This window comes from Pseudacidovorax intermedius (assembly GCF_003350475.1).
GTDB classification, from domain to species: Bacteria; Pseudomonadota; Gammaproteobacteria; order Burkholderiales; family Burkholderiaceae_C; genus Xenophilus; species Xenophilus intermedius.
On the sequence record NZ_QQAV01000005.1, the window covers coordinates 167900 to 183698 of the forward strand.

17 protein-coding genes are annotated in these 15799 nt (G+C 68.8%); 9 read left to right on the forward strand and 8 right to left on the reverse strand.

The genetic code is table 11. From position 1 onward, the window contains the following. Positions 1-9: 9 nt before the first annotated feature. Together DFR41_RS14695 and DFR41_RS14700 are read right to left on the reverse strand one after the other, a co-directional pair. Entirely contained in the window at positions 10-1065 is a 1056-nt protein-coding gene (locus DFR41_RS14695) for a GGDEF domain-containing protein (RefSeq protein ID WP_017762385.1), read from the reverse strand. Next, the gene (locus DFR41_RS14700; RefSeq protein ID WP_114803242.1) at positions 1065-2225 is read right to left on the reverse strand and encodes an AAA family ATPase; all 1161 of its coding nucleotides are present in this window, start codon (positions 2223-2225) and stop codon (positions 1065-1067) included. Before DFR41_RS14700 ends, DFR41_RS14695 begins: the two co-directional genes overlap by 1 nt. Before the next feature lie 249 nt (positions 2226-2474). On the opposite strand from DFR41_RS14700, the gene DFR41_RS14705 reads away from it, so the two are divergent. The 7 genes from DFR41_RS14705 to DFR41_RS14735 all read left to right on the forward strand — a co-directional run bounded on the left by DFR41_RS14705 (position 2475) and on the right by DFR41_RS14735 (position 8133). Next, positions 2475-3071: an adhesin gene (locus DFR41_RS14705; protein WP_114803243.1), complete on the forward strand. Its 597-nt coding sequence runs from the start codon at positions 2475-2477 to the stop codon at positions 3069-3071. Between the two features lie 182 nt (positions 3072-3253). Continuing rightward, a complete protein-coding gene (locus DFR41_RS14710; RefSeq protein WP_114803244.1) occupies positions 3254-4033 on the forward strand; it encodes an amino acid ABC transporter ATP-binding protein in 780 nt (259 codons plus the stop codon). Between the two features lie 33 nt (positions 4034-4066). Next, complete coding sequence (locus tag DFR41_RS14715; RefSeq protein WP_114803245.1) at positions 4067-4999, forward strand: aminotransferase class IV; 933 nt, start codon at positions 4067-4069, stop codon at positions 4997-4999. A 38-nt stretch (positions 5000-5037) separates the two neighbouring features. Continuing rightward, positions 5038-5883, forward strand: a complete 846-nt coding sequence (locus DFR41_RS14720; RefSeq protein ID WP_017760380.1) for a transporter substrate-binding domain-containing protein — start codon at positions 5038-5040, stop codon at positions 5881-5883. A 165-nt stretch (positions 5884-6048) separates the two neighbouring features. Then, entirely contained in the window at positions 6049-6738 is a 690-nt protein-coding gene (locus DFR41_RS14725) for an amino acid ABC transporter permease (RefSeq protein ID WP_114803246.1), read from the forward strand. A gap of 5 nt (positions 6739-6743) precedes the next feature. Further along, positions 6744-7409: an amino acid ABC transporter permease gene (locus DFR41_RS14730; RefSeq protein ID WP_114803247.1), complete on the forward strand. Its 666-nt coding sequence runs from the start codon at positions 6744-6746 to the stop codon at positions 7407-7409. 55 nt (positions 7410-7464) lie between these two features. Further along, positions 7465-8133, forward strand: a complete 669-nt coding sequence (locus DFR41_RS14735; protein ID WP_114803248.1) for a GntR family transcriptional regulator — start codon at positions 7465-7467, stop codon at positions 8131-8133. 52 nt (positions 8134-8185) lie between these two features. Here the strand turns inward: DFR41_RS14735 and DFR41_RS14740 are convergent, their stop codons facing one another. After that, the gene (locus DFR41_RS14740; RefSeq protein ID WP_017759460.1) at positions 8186-9064 is read right to left on the reverse strand and encodes an alpha/beta fold hydrolase; all 879 of its coding nucleotides are present in this window, start codon (positions 9062-9064) and stop codon (positions 8186-8188) included. Between the two features lie 154 nt (positions 9065-9218). Between DFR41_RS14740 and DFR41_RS14745 the strand changes: the two genes are divergently transcribed. Further along, positions 9219-9791, forward strand: coding sequence for a carboxymuconolactone decarboxylase family protein (locus DFR41_RS14745; protein ID WP_043116059.1), 573 nt, complete (start codon positions 9219-9221; stop codon positions 9789-9791). Further along, positions 9788-10675, forward strand: coding sequence for an amidohydrolase family protein (locus DFR41_RS14750; RefSeq protein WP_017759458.1), 888 nt, complete (start codon positions 9788-9790; stop codon positions 10673-10675). Before DFR41_RS14745 ends, DFR41_RS14750 begins: the two co-directional genes overlap by 4 nt. A 104-nt stretch (positions 10676-10779) precedes the next feature. Here DFR41_RS14750 and DFR41_RS14755 read toward each other — a convergent pair whose 3' ends face one another. The 5 genes from DFR41_RS14755 to DFR41_RS14775 form a co-directional block, all read right to left on the reverse strand. Further along, entirely contained in the window at positions 10780-11397 is a 618-nt protein-coding gene (locus tag DFR41_RS14755; RefSeq protein ID WP_114803249.1) for a glutathione S-transferase family protein, read from the reverse strand. Continuing rightward, positions 11397-12626, reverse strand: a complete 1230-nt coding sequence (locus tag DFR41_RS14760) for a CaiB/BaiF CoA transferase family protein (protein WP_114803250.1) — start codon at positions 12624-12626, stop codon at positions 11397-11399. The genes DFR41_RS14755 and DFR41_RS14760 overlap by 1 nt, the downstream gene beginning before the upstream one ends. Positions 12627-12732: 106 nt before the next feature. Beyond that, positions 12733-13950, reverse strand: a complete 1218-nt coding sequence (locus DFR41_RS14765; RefSeq protein WP_114803251.1) for an acyl-CoA dehydrogenase family protein — start codon at positions 13948-13950, stop codon at positions 12733-12735. 80 nt (positions 13951-14030) lie between these two features. After that, positions 14031-14807, reverse strand: a complete 777-nt coding sequence (locus DFR41_RS14770) for an enoyl-CoA hydratase/isomerase family protein (RefSeq protein WP_017759454.1) — start codon at positions 14805-14807, stop codon at positions 14031-14033. Positions 14808-14830: 23 nt separating this feature from the next. Continuing rightward, positions 14831-15796, reverse strand: coding sequence for a Bug family tripartite tricarboxylate transporter substrate binding protein (locus tag DFR41_RS14775; RefSeq protein WP_114803252.1), 966 nt, complete (start codon positions 15794-15796; stop codon positions 14831-14833). Between the last annotated feature and the right edge of the window lie 3 nt (positions 15797-15799).

Genomic DNA, 15799 nt, shown 5'->3' on the forward strand with positions numbered 1-15799 from the left:
AGCCCAGCTTCACTCGGCAATGCAAACCCGGTCGCGGCCGGACTGCTTGGCCTTCAGCATCGCCAGATCGGCCCGGTGCAATGTTTGCATGACGGATTCGCCCGCCCGCAGCGTGGCGATGCCGATGGAGACGGTCAGGCGTTCATCGGGCCGCGGCACCTGCGCAAGCAGCAGGCGCAGGCGTTCGGCCACCGCTGCCGCCCGGGCTTCCGAATGGCCCGGCAGCAGCACGCAGAACTCCTCCCCGCCGAGCCTGCCCAGCACGTCCTGCTGCGGCAGGGTCTGCCTCAACACCTCGCCCATTCCCCGCAGCACCGCGTCGCCCGCCGCGTGACCATGGCTGTCGTTGAGCCGTTTGAAATGGTCGATGTCCAGGTACAGCAGTGCGAGCGATGCCCCGGTGTCGCGCGCAAGGCCGGCCGCCTGTTCCGCCTGGTGCAGGAACTCGGCCCGGCTGCGGGCGCCCGTGAGGGCGTCTGTGGCGCTGAGCTCCGCGAGCCGGCATTCCTGGTCGAAGGCGCGGCGTTGGTAGTCCTGGACGCGTCGGTGGGTGACGAAGGCTGTAGCGAGGGCGATGCCCGCATAGAGCGACGCGAAGACGGTGTCGGTCCGGTTGGCCGTGTGGTCGAACACGAAGGGCAGGAAGAAGGCATAGCAGGCCAGCGAGCCGCCGACCCACTGCGCCAACGTGATCCAGAAGAAGCTGGTGGTGACGACGACGATGATTGCCGCGGGAAGGAAGTACATGAGCGGCCGGTCGGTGCCGAGCGCGCCCAGATAGCAGTTGAGGCTCACCATGGCGATGGTCGCCATGCAGGCCAGGCCATAGGTCTGGACCGAGGGTGCGCGCGCGATGAGGAAGGCGAACAGCGCAGTGAGCGGCAGCAGCAGTACCCGCAGCCCCACATATTCGGGCATCGGGATCAGCAGCCGCGCCAGCAGCGCCGCCAAAGAACCGGCCACGGCGGTCACGCCCATCTCGACCGCCGTGAGCTGCAGGCGCTGGCGGGTGTGGTCCCGGTAGATTTCTTCTCGGTCGTCGGCGGGGGCGGTGCGCAGGCGCATCAGCTTCTCGTCCCCCCACCCAGTGCCTTGCGCTCGCGCCAGGCCGTCTGGACGAAGGGATCGGTCACCGCATAGACGCCATGGCCCTTGCGGATGATGAGGTTGGCGTCGCGCAGTTCGTCGGCCACGCGCTGCACCTGGTCGGCCGTCACCTCGCGAGCCAGTTGGGCGGTGTAGTCGGCCAGGGCCTGGGCGCCGAACAGGCCGGTGGCGTCGCCCTCGGCCCGGGCCACGCGGTCGAACACCGCGCCGGCCAGCGTGCCCAGGTCTTCCACCTTGCGCAGCTCCACGTCGGCCGCTGCCGTCTTGAGCGTCGCCGCGATGACGGGCAGGAAGCGGTCGGCCTCGGCCGGGTCTTCCTGCTGCAGCTGGCGCAGGGCACGGATCAGCTCTTCCGGGCGCCGACCCAGGGTGTCGAAGGCCTCGACGGCGACGGGCAGGCTGGGCTGCACACGGGCGCCTTCCAGGCGCAGGCCATCCAGCACATGGGCCACGTAGTCGCCGTCCAGCGTCGGGTAGTCGACCGAAGTGGCGCCCGCGAACGCATGCTTGCCCTGCAGCGTCATGCCCACCACCTGCGCACGGTGCGAGCCTGTGCCGATGAAGATGAAATGGCCAGCTGTGGCGGGCCGCGGATTGATCGCGTCGCGGGCCGCCTTGATGGCCAGCAGCATCTGCGCGCCGTCTTCTCCGGCCAGGGCCTGCTGGACCTCGTCGACGATCAGCACGACATCGGTCCGGGCCTTGTCCACCACCTCGGTCAGCGCGTCGGCCAGCGTCACGCCGCCCTTGGCGCCCACCTCGTTCAACTGGAAGCCGAATTTGAAGCCGGCGGCGCCGACATCCAGCCCTTTGAGGCGTTTCAGCCGTGCAAGAACACCCGACCCGGGCGCCTGCAACTCGGCCAGTGCGCGCTGGATGGCGGCGTGGATGAGGGTGGCAGGGTTGGCCCGCGTGTCGGTCCACAGGTCCACATAGATGACGATGGCGCCCAGCGCTTCCAGCGCGGGGATCAGATCCTGCCGCAGAAAGGTGGTCTTGCCGGTGCGGCGCAGCCCGGACAGGAACAGTCCGGACCGCAGCCCTTGGTCGAGCAGGCCCGGACGCAGGAGCTGCTGCGCCATCTGTTCAGCCAGGGCGGTACGGTGGAACAAGATCATTTCGGCAATTTTATCGGAACGGGCTAATTATTTGAAACGGCTAAATCTGCCAAAACGAGGGTAGATCTTCGCGATTCCTTGGTCCGCTGTTTCAACACCGGCACAACGCAGGCGCCGTGCAGGCCGTCTCCCACAGCCGTCCGCGCCAGCCCCGCACGCCTGGCCGCCGGACTGTTCATCGAAGGTTCGCACCAGACCGGTCGAGAGGCGGCCGGTCCCATGTGACCATCTATGAAAGGAACAGTCACCATGAAGCAACGACAACAACAACGATCGCACCGTCTCCTCGCCTGCGCCCTGCTGGGCGGACTGCTGGCCGTCGGGGGCTATGCACAGGCCCAGGGCATCGGGGTCGGCGTGGGCGTCAATGCTGACGTGAATGCATCTGGCTCCGCCGCCGGCCAGCGTGCCGGCGCCGGTGTGTCGACCGGCACCAACGCGGGTGTCGGCGCGGGGACGACCCACAGCGGTTCCCACGCGAGCGGCAACGCGCGTACCGCCGGCAGCGCCAACGCGCAGACGAGCGGCTCGGGCACCGGCAACGCGGCGGGCGGCGTGGGCCATGCGGTCGGTGGCGTTCTGGGTGGCGTGACTGGCGCTGTCGGCAACGCGCCCAACGCCGTGGGGGGCGTGGCCAACACGGTGGGCGGCGCCGCGAACACGGCGACCGGCGCTGCCACCTCTGCGGGGGGCATTGCTGGCGGCCTGACCAATACCGTGGGCGGCTCGCTCAAGGGCGCCGGCGGTGCGGCGGGCTCTGCCGGCGGTGCACTCCGGGCGCCGGGGGCCGCGGTCAACGGCAGCGGCAATGCCCAGGGCTCGGGGGCAGTGAACCTGCAGAAGTAATCCCCTCTTGCTGACCCGGAAGGCCCGCGGCGTGAAAGCGCCGCGGGCCTTTGTTCGTACCGCGCGGAAAGGGTTGGCACGGATGCTGCAAGGGAAAACCAGACTGTCGATTGTTAGACAATCCAACAAAAATCCGCCCATCTCTCTGCCCACGTCGCTCCAGCCTCCAAGCCTGTCCCGTCATGACCCAGCCCATCCTGCGCATCAGCGGCCTCCACAAGCGCTTCGGCGATCACCATGTGCTGCAGGGCATCGATTTCGACGTGCAGCCCGGCGACCGCGTGGCCATCCTGGGCTCCAGCGGCTCGGGCAAGAGCACCTTCCTGCGCTGCCTCAACTTCATGGAGACGCCCAGTGCCGGCAGGATCGAGCTCAAGGGCCGCCCCATCGGCCGGCCCGACGCGCGTGGCGGCGATGCCGTGCGCTACACCCAGGCTGAGCTGGCGCAGGTGCGCCGGCAGGTGGGCATGGTGTTCCAGCAGTTCAACCTGTTTCCGCACATGACGGTGCTGGGCAACGTGATGGAAGGCCCCATCACGGTGCGTGGCATGGCCGCTGCGAGGGCCCGGGACATCGCCCTGCGCGAACTCGACAAGGTGGGCCTGGCCCACAAGGCGGACGCCTACCCCGGCCACCTGTCGGGCGGTCAGCAGCAGCGCGTGGCCATCGCCCGCGCGCTGGCCATGGAGCCCGACGTGCTGCTCTTCGACGAGCCCACGTCATCGCTCGACCCCGAACTCGTGGGCGAGGTGCTCAACGTCATCCGCGACCTGGCCGAGGAAGGCCGCACGATGCTGCTGGTGACCCACGAGCTGGGCTTTGCCTACCACTACGCCAACAAGGTGCTCTTCCTGGCCGACGGCCTGATCTATGAAGCCGGCACCCCCGACGAGGTGCTCAAGCACCCGCGCAAGGAGCGCACGCAACGCTTCCTCGAACGCTTCACGGCCTTCAGCTTCTGAAGCAGCCGCTCCCTCATTCCGCGCCCTCCTCCCATGCAGCTTTCCAACCCCGCCTCCGCCACCAGCTCCCAGGCCTACCGGGCCGACGACCGCAACGAGCAGGTGCTCGTCTACCTCAACGGCGACTTCGTGCCCCGCAGCGAGGCCAAGGTCTCGATCTTCGATGCCGGCTACGTCTGCGGCGACGGCGTGTGGGAAGGCGTGCGCCTGGTCAAGGGCCGCGTGATCTCCTTCGACGCCCACATCGACCGCCTGTTCGAAGGCGCCAATGCCATCGCCATGGACATCGGCCTGACCAAGCAGCAGGTCAAGGACGTGATCCTGCGCACCTTCGAGGTGAACGGCATGCACGACGGCGCGCATGCGCGCCTCATGGTGACGCGCGGCCTCAAGAAGACGCCCAACCAGGACCCGCGCTTCATCATCGGCAGCGCCACCGTGGTCTGCGTGGCCGAGCACAAGGTGGTCGACGCCGCGGCCAAGAAGCGCGGCCTGGCGTTGCACACCAGCACCATCCGCTGCAGCACGCCCGACGTGTTCGACCTGCGGCTCAACTCGCACAGCCGGCTCAACTTCATCCAGGCGCTGATCCAGGCCATCCATGTGGGCGCCGACGAGGCGCTGATGCTGGACACGAACGGCTTCGTCTCCAGCTGCAACTCCACCAACTTCTTCATCGTGCGCGGCGGCGCGCTGTGGACCTCGTCCGGGCGCTACTGCTTCAACGGCATCACGCGCGCCACGGTGCTGCGCCTGGCGCGCGAGAACGGCATCCCGGTGCACGAGGGCGACTACACGCTGGCGGAGGTCTATGCCGCCGACGAGGCCTTCGTCACCGGCACCCTGGGCGGCCTGACGCCCGTGGCGGCCATCGACGGCCGCCGCCTGCCCACCGAGGGCTACGGCCCGCTGACACAGCGCCTGGCCGAGCTGTACCAGGCCTACATCACGGCACCGGCGGTCTGATTTCCCTTCTTTCCCTGTCCACTTTGTAGGAGCGACGAATGAACATCCTGTCCCGCTTTGCCGCCGTCCGCCGCGGCCTGCTGCTCGGCCTGGTCGGCCTCGGCCTGCTGGCCGGCATGCCGGCCCAGGCCCAGACGCTGGAGAAGGTCAAGAAATCCGGCGAGCTGCGCATCGGCGTGGCGCCCGGCGACCCGTGGTACTACCGCGACCCCGCCACCGGCCAGTGGACCGGCGTGGGCGTGCTGATGGGCGAGCAGATCGCCAAGAACATCGGCGTGAAGATGGTGCCGGTCGAGACCACCTGGGCCAACAGCGTGGCCGGCCTGCAGTCGGGCCAGTTCGACGTGATGTTCGTGCTTGATGCCACAGAGGAGCGCAAGCGCGCCATCGACTTCCCGGCCGCGCCCATGCTCTGGTACGCCCAGGGCGTGCTGGCCAAGGACGGCCTGACGGTCAAGAACTGGAGCGACCTCGACAAGCCCACGGTGCGCGTGGGCGTGGCCCTGGGCACCGCCACCGACCGCGATCTCACCAAGCGCCTGCCCAACGCCAAGATCGAGCGCTTCACGAACACCGACGAAACCGTGGCCGCTTTCAATGCCGGCCGTGTGGACGCCATCGGCTTCTACCACTCGGTGCTGACCATCGCGTACTCGAAGATCAAGAAGGGCAGCGTGCAGATCCCGCAGCCGGTGGTCGCCATCGCCACTAGCGCCGGCGTGCGCAAGGAGCAGGACCCGGCCTTCCGCGACATGCTCGACGAGCAGTTCAAGAAGCTCTATGCCTCGGGCCAGACGCAGGCGCTCTACGCCCAGTATCTCAAGACCAAGGGCCTGGATCCGGACAAGATGCCTGGCGTCACGAAGGAGTCGCTGGAGAAGTAACGCCCGGCACGGCGGACGGCCAGTTGGCCGTTCGCCCTGAGCTTGCCTGTCCTGAGCCTGTCGAAGGGTCGAAGAGCCTGCATACGTGTGTGCCCCGGCTTCGACAAGCTCAGCCCGAACGGCATTTGGCCAACTGACTGGCGTTGCGCTGTAGCGCTCTTGCACATGAACTACGACTGGGACTTCGGCGCGGTCTGGGAATACCGCCAGATGCTGCTGACGGGCGTGCTCGGCACCTTCCGCATCGCGGCGGTGGCCATTGCGATGGGCGTGCTCATTGGCGCCGTGCTGGCCACGATGCGCCTGACGAAGACGCGCTGGCTGCAGTGGCCGGCGCTGTGGTTCACCGAGTTCTACCGCAACACGCCGCCGCTGGTGCACTTCTTCTGGGCCTTCTATGCCCTGCCCGTGGTGCTGGGCGTGAGCCTGGACCCGTACGTGGCGGCCATCATTGCCCTCTCCACCCAGTCGGGCGCCTTCTATGCCGAGGTGTTCCGCGGCGGCGTGGTCAGCATCGACCGCGGCCAGTGGGAAGGCGCCCGCGCCCTGGGCATGCGTCCGCCCGCGGTGCTGCGGCGGGTGGTGCTGCCGCAGGCCCTGCAGCGCATGCTGCCGCCCTTCATGGAACGCTCCTTCGAGCTCATCAAGACCACCGCGCTCGCGTCGACGCTGGCTTATTCCGACCTGCTCTACCAGGCCATGCAGGTCAACAGCATCACCTTCCGCCCGCTGGAGGTCTACACCGTGGTGGCGGCCATCTTCTTCGTCACGCTGCTGGTGCTCAGCACGCTGGCGCACCTGCTGGAGGCACGGCTCACGCGTGCCACCCGGCCCGTTTCCGCGACTGCGAGGTGACCGGCATGGACTTCTCCTGGGACTTCACCCCGGTGCTGCAGAACTGGCCCGTGCTGCTCAAGGGCGTGGGCATGACGGCGCTCCTGTGGGTCATCGCCTTTCCGCTGTCGATGGTGCTGGGCCTGCTGCTGTCGCTGGCCACCGGCTCCGGCCGGCGGGTGCCGGTGCTGCTGGGGCGCAGCTGGGTCGAGCTGTTCCGCAACACGCCGGTGATGGTGCAGCTGATCTGGTTCTTCTATGCCTTTCCCATCCTCACGGGCCTGCAGCTCACGCCGCTGGTGGCGGCGCTGTGCGGACTGGTGCTCAATGCCTCGGCCTACTGCTCGGAGATCTTCCGTGGCGGCATCGCCTCCCTGCCCGCCGGGCAGTGGGAAGGCGCCCGCGCCCTGGGCATGACGCGCACCCAGCTGATGCGCCGGGTGATCGTGCCGCAGGTGCTGGCGCGCATGCTGCCGGCCTTCACCAACCGTGGCATCGAGCTGGCCAAGAACACCTCCATCGCCTCGGTGATCGCGGTGCAGGAGCTGATGTACCAGGGCCGCGCGCTGTCGGCCGCCTTCTACCGGCCGCTGGAGATCCTCACGGCCGTGGGCCTGATCTACTTCGTGCTGATCTACCCGGGCTCCTACCTGGCCTCGCGGCTGGAGAAGCGATTCGCGCTGCGGGCCTGAAGCCCTTGCATCGCGCGAACCGCATCGATCCCTCGCCGAGAATCGCGCGCACACCATGAGCAGCATCCCCCGTTTCGAGCCCCTGCCCACGCTGACCCGCCGCGACCAGGTGGCCGAAACGCTGCGCCGCGCCATCCTGTCGGGCCGCATCGCGCCGGGCACGCAGCTGGTCGAAAGCCGTCTGGCCGGCGATCTGGCCGTGAGCCGCGGGCTGCTGCGCGAGGCCATCCGCGAGCTGATCGAGAGCGGCCTGGCCACCAACCGGCCCTATGCCGGCACCTTCGTCACCGAGGTCAATGCCGAGGTGCTGCGCGACGTGTACGAGATGCGCCGCGTGATGGAGACCCAGGCCTACCGCCGCGTGTGGCCGCTGCGCGACGCCGGCTTCCGGAGCGAGTTGCAGGCCCGCTTCGACCACATGATCGCGGCCGTGCGCAGCGATGACCTGTCGGAAGAGATCCGCGCCGAGGCGCACTTCCACGGCCTGGTGTACGAGCGCTGCGGCAACCACCTGATGCCCGCCTTCTGGCAGCAGATGACGCAGAAGATCCAGCTGGGCTTCGGCATCTGCCAGATCGCGCATGCGCCCAAGGTGGACTTCGAGGCCAACCACCGGCGCTTCCTGGAATGCGCGCTGGGCGACAGCCTGGACCAGATGCTGGCGGAGCTGGAGATCCACCTGGACCGCGGCCTGGCCACCATCCAGTTCGAGGCGGGCGGCTGAGCATCGATGCCGGCCGCGCCTGCAGCGGCCAGAAAGGCGACCGCGCGGCGCGTCAGGCCGGCAAGGCCTGCGCCCAGTCGGCGATGGCCTTGGCCACGGCGCGCGGCTGCTCGGGCACGAGCGCATGGCCGGCTTGCGGGATCACCTGCACCGTGACCTTGTCGCCCAGCAGCGCCTTCAATTCGTTGCGCGTGGAAGCCGGACGCCACGCATCCTGCCCGCCCTGCAGGTCCAGGATGGGCGCATGGCTTCGGCCGAACCACACCGACTTGGCCGGCGACTGTCCGGCAGCCCGGTAAGCCGCGCGCAGCGCCGGATGCCAGCCCTGCAGCCAGGGTGTGGGATCGTTGCCCGGGGCGAACATGCACAACCGCAGCGCGGCCAGGCGCTCGGGGGCCGGTCGTGTCGGGTCCGACGCGATGGCCAGCGCCTCGGCCATGCCCGCCGGAAAGACCTGGGCCGATGCGCCCAGCACCACCACGCCACGCACGAGCGCCGGATGGTTCATGTCGGTGACGCGCGCGGTCCAGTGCCCGTAGGCATGACCGACGACGACCGCCCGGCCGCCGCCGAAGCGCTCGATGGTGAATGCGACGTCGCCGGCCAGCGTGTCCAGCGTCATGCCCGGGGGCGGTGCGGAACTGCGGCCCATGCCGCGCGGCTGGGGCCGCAGCACGCGGAATCCGCGGGCAGCGATCAGTGCGGCGACTTCGTCGAAGTCCTCGGAATCGCGCAGCGACGACGGCAGCATGACGATGGCCGGTCCATCACCATCGACGATGACGTCGATGGCGGTCGTGCCGTTCTTCAGCAGTTCGCGGTGGCGTTGGGGTGGAAGTGGGTTCATGGCGCAGCCGTGCAGCGAAACAAGCGCGGCGGGAAGGCCCAGCACCAGGGCGCGGCGCGGCAGGGGCCGATGGAGGTCCGGCATGGTCGTTGTCTCCTGCGTGTGATGTCTCCAAAGAATAGGCCGCTGCGAGCGGGCGAGCCATGCACATCGGCGCATAGCAGGCTTGCCGGCGCAGCGCCTCTGTGGCGCATGTCGATCGTTTAGCCTTGCCGCGAGACACGGCTTCCGATCCACCATGGCACGCATTCCCCTCTTCCCTTCGGACAACATGGACGCGGCGCAGCGCCTCGTGCTCGACAAGGTCCTCTCCGGCCCGCGCGGCCGGATCCAGGGCCCCTTGCGGGCGGCCCTGCACAACCCCGAGCTGGCTGACAAGTGGCAGGCGCTGGGCGCCCTGCTGCGCTACGGCACCTCGCTGCCGTCCCGGCTGTCGGAGATCGCCATTCTCGTGACGGGCCGGGCCTGCCGCTCGCCCTTCGAGTGGTATGCGCACCGCATCGAGGGCGAGAGGGCGGGCCTGGAGCCGGCCTTCATCGAGGCACTGCTCGCCGAGTCCGAGCCGCCCGCCATGTCGCCCGACGATGTGGCTGTCTGGCGCTATGCGGTCGAGCTGAACCGGCACCGCTCGGTGTCCGAGGCCACCTATGCCGAGGCGCTGGCGCGCTTCGGCACCAAGGGCGTGGTCGAGCTCACGGCGCTCATCGGCTACTACACCATGGTGGCGATGACGCTCAACTGCCACGAGATTCCCTTGCCCGAAGGCGTGGCGCCGGCCTTCGCGCTGCCGCAGCAGGAGGCACTGTCGTGACCGCCGGCGCTGCTGTGCCCGACAGCGCCCGGCCTGCAGGCGAAGCGTCAGGGCACGCGGCGGGTGCGCCATCCGAGCCCGTCGGCGGCTGGGACTGCCACGCCCACCTCTTCGGCCCCTACGCACGCTTCCCGTTGGCCGCGGATCGCAGCTACACGCCGCCGGAGGCGCTGGAGCAGCAGTACTTGGCACTGCTGCGACGACTCGGCCTGCGCCATGGCGTGCTGGTGCACCCCAGTGCCTACGGGGACGACCATTCGCTACTGCTGCACGCCCTGCAGTCGCAGCCGGCGCTGCGGGGTGTCGTCGTGGTGCCGCCCGGCAGCACGCTGCCGCTCGGCGATCTGCATGCCAGGGGTGTGCGCGGCGCCCGCTTCAGTCATCGCAGCGGCGCCGGCGCCAACTTCAGCGGCAGTGCCTCCTTCGACGACCTGCGAGCGCTGGCGCCCGCGCTCGCCGATGCGGGGTTGCATGCCGAACTCTGGACCGACTGCCAGGCCCTCCCGGCCATCGCCGATACGCTGCAGGACCTGCCCGTGCCGGTGGTGATCGACCACATGGGCGGCTTCGATGCGAAGGCTGGCGTCGACGAGCCTGGCTTTCGGGTGCTGCTGGATCTGCTCGCCAGCGGCAAGGTTTGGGCCAAGCTGTGCGCGTACCGCAACCTGCTGAACGAAGCGGACTGGGACGTCGGCCGCGCCTTCCATCAGAAGATGCTCGAAGCGAATCCGGAGCAGCTGGTGTGGGGCAGCGACTGGCCCCACCTGCGCGTGAACCCGGTGCCCGACGCCACGCAACTGCTGGACATGTTCATGGCCTGGGCCGGCAGCGACGCCCTCGTGCAGCGGGTGCTGTTCCACAACCCCGAGCGGCTCTACCGCTGAAGCACTGCCGCCAGCCCGGGCACGGCGCGAACCGGGGCACCACCGCCGGGGCTGGCGCACCCGACAGTGCCCGTGCCGCGGCCATGACCGCCAGACGAGACCCCTCAGCCGTCGATGGGCTCCGTGGCCTGGAACGAGGGCCGCTGCATCAGCTCCGCATGCCAAGCCGCGAGTTGCGGCGCGGTGTTGCGCCAGCCCAGCGCATCGAAGCGGTAGTCGATGTAGCCCAATGCGCAACCCACCGTGAGCGTGCCGATGGAGAACGGCGCCGCGCCCAGGGCGGCGGCCTCGGCATCCAGCAGCAGCAGCGACGAACGCACCTTCAGCGCGAAGGCATCGAGCAGGCCCTGCAGCGGCTGCGTACGCTCGCGCTCGTTGCGCCACAGGATCAGGGCATCCAGCAGCCCGTCGCCGAAGGCATGCCAGCGCAGGGCCTGCCAGCGGGCCTCACCCTGCGCGGGAAAGAGCGAGCCCCCCGCCAGCGTGTCCAGGTATTCGCAGATCACTACCGAGTCGAACAGCACCGAGCCGTCCTCCCGCACCAGCGTCGGGATCTTGGACAGCGGGTTCACCGCCATGATCTCCGCGTTGGGCTTGAGCATCGCCGCGACGGAGCGCACCAGATGCAGCCGGCCCACCAGGCCGAGCTCGTGCGCGCACACCATCACCTTGCGCACGTAGGGCGACTTGGGCGACCAGTGCAGGGTCAGTGGGCCGGTCATCAGATCGCCTCCTTCAGGCGCAGTGCGGCGATGTCCGCCTCGGCGTAGCCCAGTTCGGACAGGATGCCCGCGCTGTGCTCACCCAGCAGCGGCGGGGCCGAGCGGATGGGCAGGGCCGCACCGTCGAACTGCATGGGGCTGGCCACCAGGGGCACATCCACGCCGGCGGGATGCGGCACGTGCTGCAGCATCCCGCGGGCCTTCACCTGGGGTTCCTCGAACACCTCGGCGACGTTGTTGATCGGGCCGCAGGGCACGCCTGCGGCGTCCAGGGCGGCGATGAGCCGGTCGCGCTCCCACTGGCCGAAGGCCTCGCGCAGCACGGCCGAGAGTTCGGCGATGTTGCGCACGCGTTGGGCATTCGTGGCAAAGCGCGCGTCGGCTGCCCATTCGGGATGCGCGAACACCTGGCAGAGCTTGGCGAACTGGCCGTCGTTGCCCACCACCAGGATCACGTCGCCGTCGGCGCAGGCGTACACGTCCTGCGGCTGGATGTTGGGATGCGCATTGCCGTTACGTTGCGGCACCTTGTCGGAGACCAGGTAGTTCATCGCCTGGTTGGCCAGCGTGGCCACCTGCACGTCCAACATGGCGATGTCGATGTAGCCGCCCACGCCGGTCTCGTTGCGGCGGGCCAGCGCGGCCAGCACGGAGACGGCGGTATACATGCCCGTCATCAGATCCACGATGGGCACGCCCACCTTCTGGGGGCCGGCGCCCGGCTTGCCGTCCTTCTCGCCCGTCACGCTCATCAGGCCGCCCATGGCCTGGATCAGGAAGTCGTAAGCCGGCTGGTCGCGCCGCGGACCGGTCTGGCCGAAGCCGGTCACGGAGCAGTAGATGAGGCGCGGGTTGATCTTGCGCAGCGAGGCCTCGTCCAGCCCGTAGCGGGCCAGCGTGCCGACCTTGTAGTTCTCCAGCACGATGTCGGCTCGCTGCGCGAGCTCGCGGACGATCTGCTGGCCTTCGGGCTTCTCCAGGCTCACCGTGATCGAGCGCTTGCCGCGGTTCACGGCCAGGTAGTAGCCGGCCTCGCGCGTGTCGCGGCCCTCGGCATCCTTGAGGAAGGGCGGGCCCCAGCTGCGCGTGTCGTCGCCCGCCCCGGGCCGTTCGATCTTGATGACCTCGGCGCCGAGGTCCGCCAGGATCTGGCCGGCCCAGGGTGCCGCCAGGATGCGGCTGAGGTCGAGGACCCGGACGTGCGACAACGGGCCGGCGGCGGTGCTCATGGGCAAATCTCCTTCACGATGGCCCATTCTCGGAAGGGGCTTCCGAGGCGACTACCACGGCGGCCGCAACGCTGGGATGCGCGGGCGCGCATACCAGCGTCTGCCCTCAGAGGCCCTTGGCCAGCTCCAGCTTGGCGATGGCGTTGCGGTGCACCTCGTCCGGGCCGTCCACCAGGCGCACGGTGCGCTGGTGCGCATAGGCCTCGGCCAGCCAGAAGTCCTGGCTCACGCCGCCGCCGCCGTGGGCCTGGATGGCCCAGTCCACCACCTTGCACGACATGTTGGGCGCGACCACCTTGATCATGGCGATGTCGGCACGCGCCACCTTGTTGCCCACCGTGTCCATCTTCCATGCGGCATTGAGCGTCAACAGGCGGGCCTGATCGATCAGGCAGCGGGACTCTGCGATGCGCTCGTGCCACACCGATTGCTCGGCCAGCGGCTTGCCGAAGGCGATGCGCTTGCGCAGGCGATCGCACATCAGCTCCAGCGCGCGTTCGGCCGCGCCGATGGAGCGCATGCAGTGGTGGATGCGGCCTGGGCCCAGGCGGCCCTGGGCGATCTCGAAGCCGCGGCCCTCGCCCAGCAGGATGTTGTCCACCGGCACGCGCACGTTCTCGAGCAGCACCTCCATGTGGCCATGCGGCGCGTCGTCGTAACCGAAGACCGACAGGTGGCGCAGCACCGTCACGCCGGGGGTGTCGCGCGGCACCAGCACCATGGACTGCTGCGCATGCCGCGGCGCGTCCGGGTCGGTCTTGCCCATCACGATGAAGATGCGGCAGCGCGGGCTGCCCGCGCCCGACGAGAACCACTTGCGGCCGTTGATCACGTAGTGGTCGCCATCGCGGCGGATCGAGCACTGGATGTTGGTGGCGTCCGACGAGGCGACCGCGGGCTCGGTCATCAGGAAGGCCGAGCGGATCTCGCCGGCCAGCAGCGGCACCAGCCACTGCTTCTTCTGCTCAGGGGTGCCGTAGCGCTCGATCGTCTCCATGTTGCCGGTGTCCGGCGCGGAGCAGTTGAACACCTCGCTGGACCAATGGACCCGGCCCATGACCTCGCACAGCGGCGCGTAGTCGAGGTTGGAGACGCCGCCGTTGCCTTCATAGGGATGCGGCAGGAACATGTTCCAGAGGCCCGCCTCGCGCGCCTTGGGCTTGAGCTCCTCGATCAGCGGCACCGTCTGCCACGGGTCGCCGGCGCGCCGGAAGGCGTCCATCTCGCCGTGGTAGCGCTCCTCGTTCGGATAGATGTGCTGGTCGAAGAAGGCCTTGAGGCGCTGGAGCAGGTCGGCGGCTTTGGGTGATGGATCGGCGAACATGAGGATTCCTTTGGATGACCGCGCGATTGAACCGGCAGTGGCGTTTCCTGTCGATCACGCCAGCGACAGTGCGGGTGGATTCAACGACCCGTGAACACCGGCGGGCGCTTCTCGGCGAAGGCGCGCTGGGCTTCCTTGGCGTCCTCGGTCCTGGCGATCTGGGCCGTCATGTCCTGTTCGTAGCGATAGCCGTCGCGCAGGCTCATGTCCTCGATGGTGTTGAGCGTGTGCTTGAACATGCGCGTGGCGATGGGACTCTTCGATGCGATGCTGCGTGCGATCGACAGGGCCTTGGGCATCAGTTCTTCGGGCGGCACGCAGGCCTCCACGATGCCGAGGCGGTACATCTCTGCGCCATCGACGCGCGTGCCCGTGAGGGCCATGAAGCGCAGGCGCGAGTGGCTGAAGAGGCGCATGGCATGGCGGCCGCCGCCGAGCAGGCCGACGTCCACCTCGGGCATGCCGAGCGTGGCCTTCTCCGACGCGACCAGGATGTCGCTGGAGGCCGCCATGGCCAGGCCCGAGCCCAGTGCCGCACCGTTGATGGCCACCACCACCGGCTTGGCGCATTCGCGGATGGCGTGGAAGCATTCCCGGGTGCGGCGCGAATGGGCCGGCAGGTCGCCAGGCCCCTTGATGACGTCCTTGCGGCCCTTGAGGTCGGCACCGGCGCAGAACACCTTGCCGGCGCCCGTCAGCACCACGGCGCGCACTTCGTCCATCTCGGAGATGCGGTCCAGCGCCAGGGTGAGCTCGTCGTTGAGTGTGCGCGTGAGGGCATTCACCGGCGGCGCATTCAGGGTGAGGGTGGCGACGAAGTCTTCGATCTGCACTTCGAGCTGGGTGAGGTCGTTCATGGGTGGCTCCTGGGTTGTTCGGTTCAATCGATGCGGGCACCGGAGGTCTCGATGACCTTCTTCCACTTGGCGGCCTCGCTGCGGACCAGCGCGGCCATCTGCTCTGGCGTGCTGCCCTGGGGCACCACGCCATTGGCGGCGAACTGCTCCTTCAGCTCGGGCGACGCCAGCACGGCGTTGATCTCGCGGTTGAGCTTGTCGATCACGGGGCGCGGCGTGTTCTTCGGCACCGAGATGTAGTTGACTGGCGCGGCGTCGAAGCCCTTGAGCGTCTGCGCGATCGGCGGCACGCCGGGCAGCAGCGGCGAGGGCTTGGCCGTGGCCACGCCCAGCGGACGCAGGGCGCCGCTGTCGATGTGCGGCTTGTAGGCCGCGATGCTGTCGATGGCCATCTGGACCTGGCCGGAGAGCAGGTCGGCCAGCGCAGGCCCGGTGCCGCGGTAGGGAATGTGCATGATCGAGACGCCCGCGGCCTGCTTGAAGAGTTCGCCGGCCAGATGGCTGCTCGCGCCTTGCCCGGCACTGGCGAAATTGACCTTGCCAGGGTTGGCCTTGGCATAGGCAATGAGTTCCTCGATGGAGTGCACGGGCAGGTTCTTGTTGACCACCAGGACGTTGGGGACGATCGCCACTTCCGACACCGGCACCAGGTCATGGACCGGGTCGTACGGCAGCCTGGCCATCAGGTAGGGGCTGGTCATCTGGGGACCCGGCGTGGTGTACAGCAGGGTGTGGCCGTCGGCTGGCGCCTTGGCGACGATGTCCGCGCCCAATACGGCACCCGCGCCCGGCTTGTTGTCGACCACCACGGGCTGGCCCAGCCGCTTGGCCAAGGGCGCCGCGATGGCCCGCGCGACGAAGTCGGCACCGCCGCCGGGTGCGAAGGGAACCACCATCCGCAGCGGTTTGGTGGGAAAGTCCTGCGCGCCTGCGGTGCAGGCGATGGCGGCACACAGCAGTGCGGCGGTCCTGGCAAAAAGTTTTTTCATCGC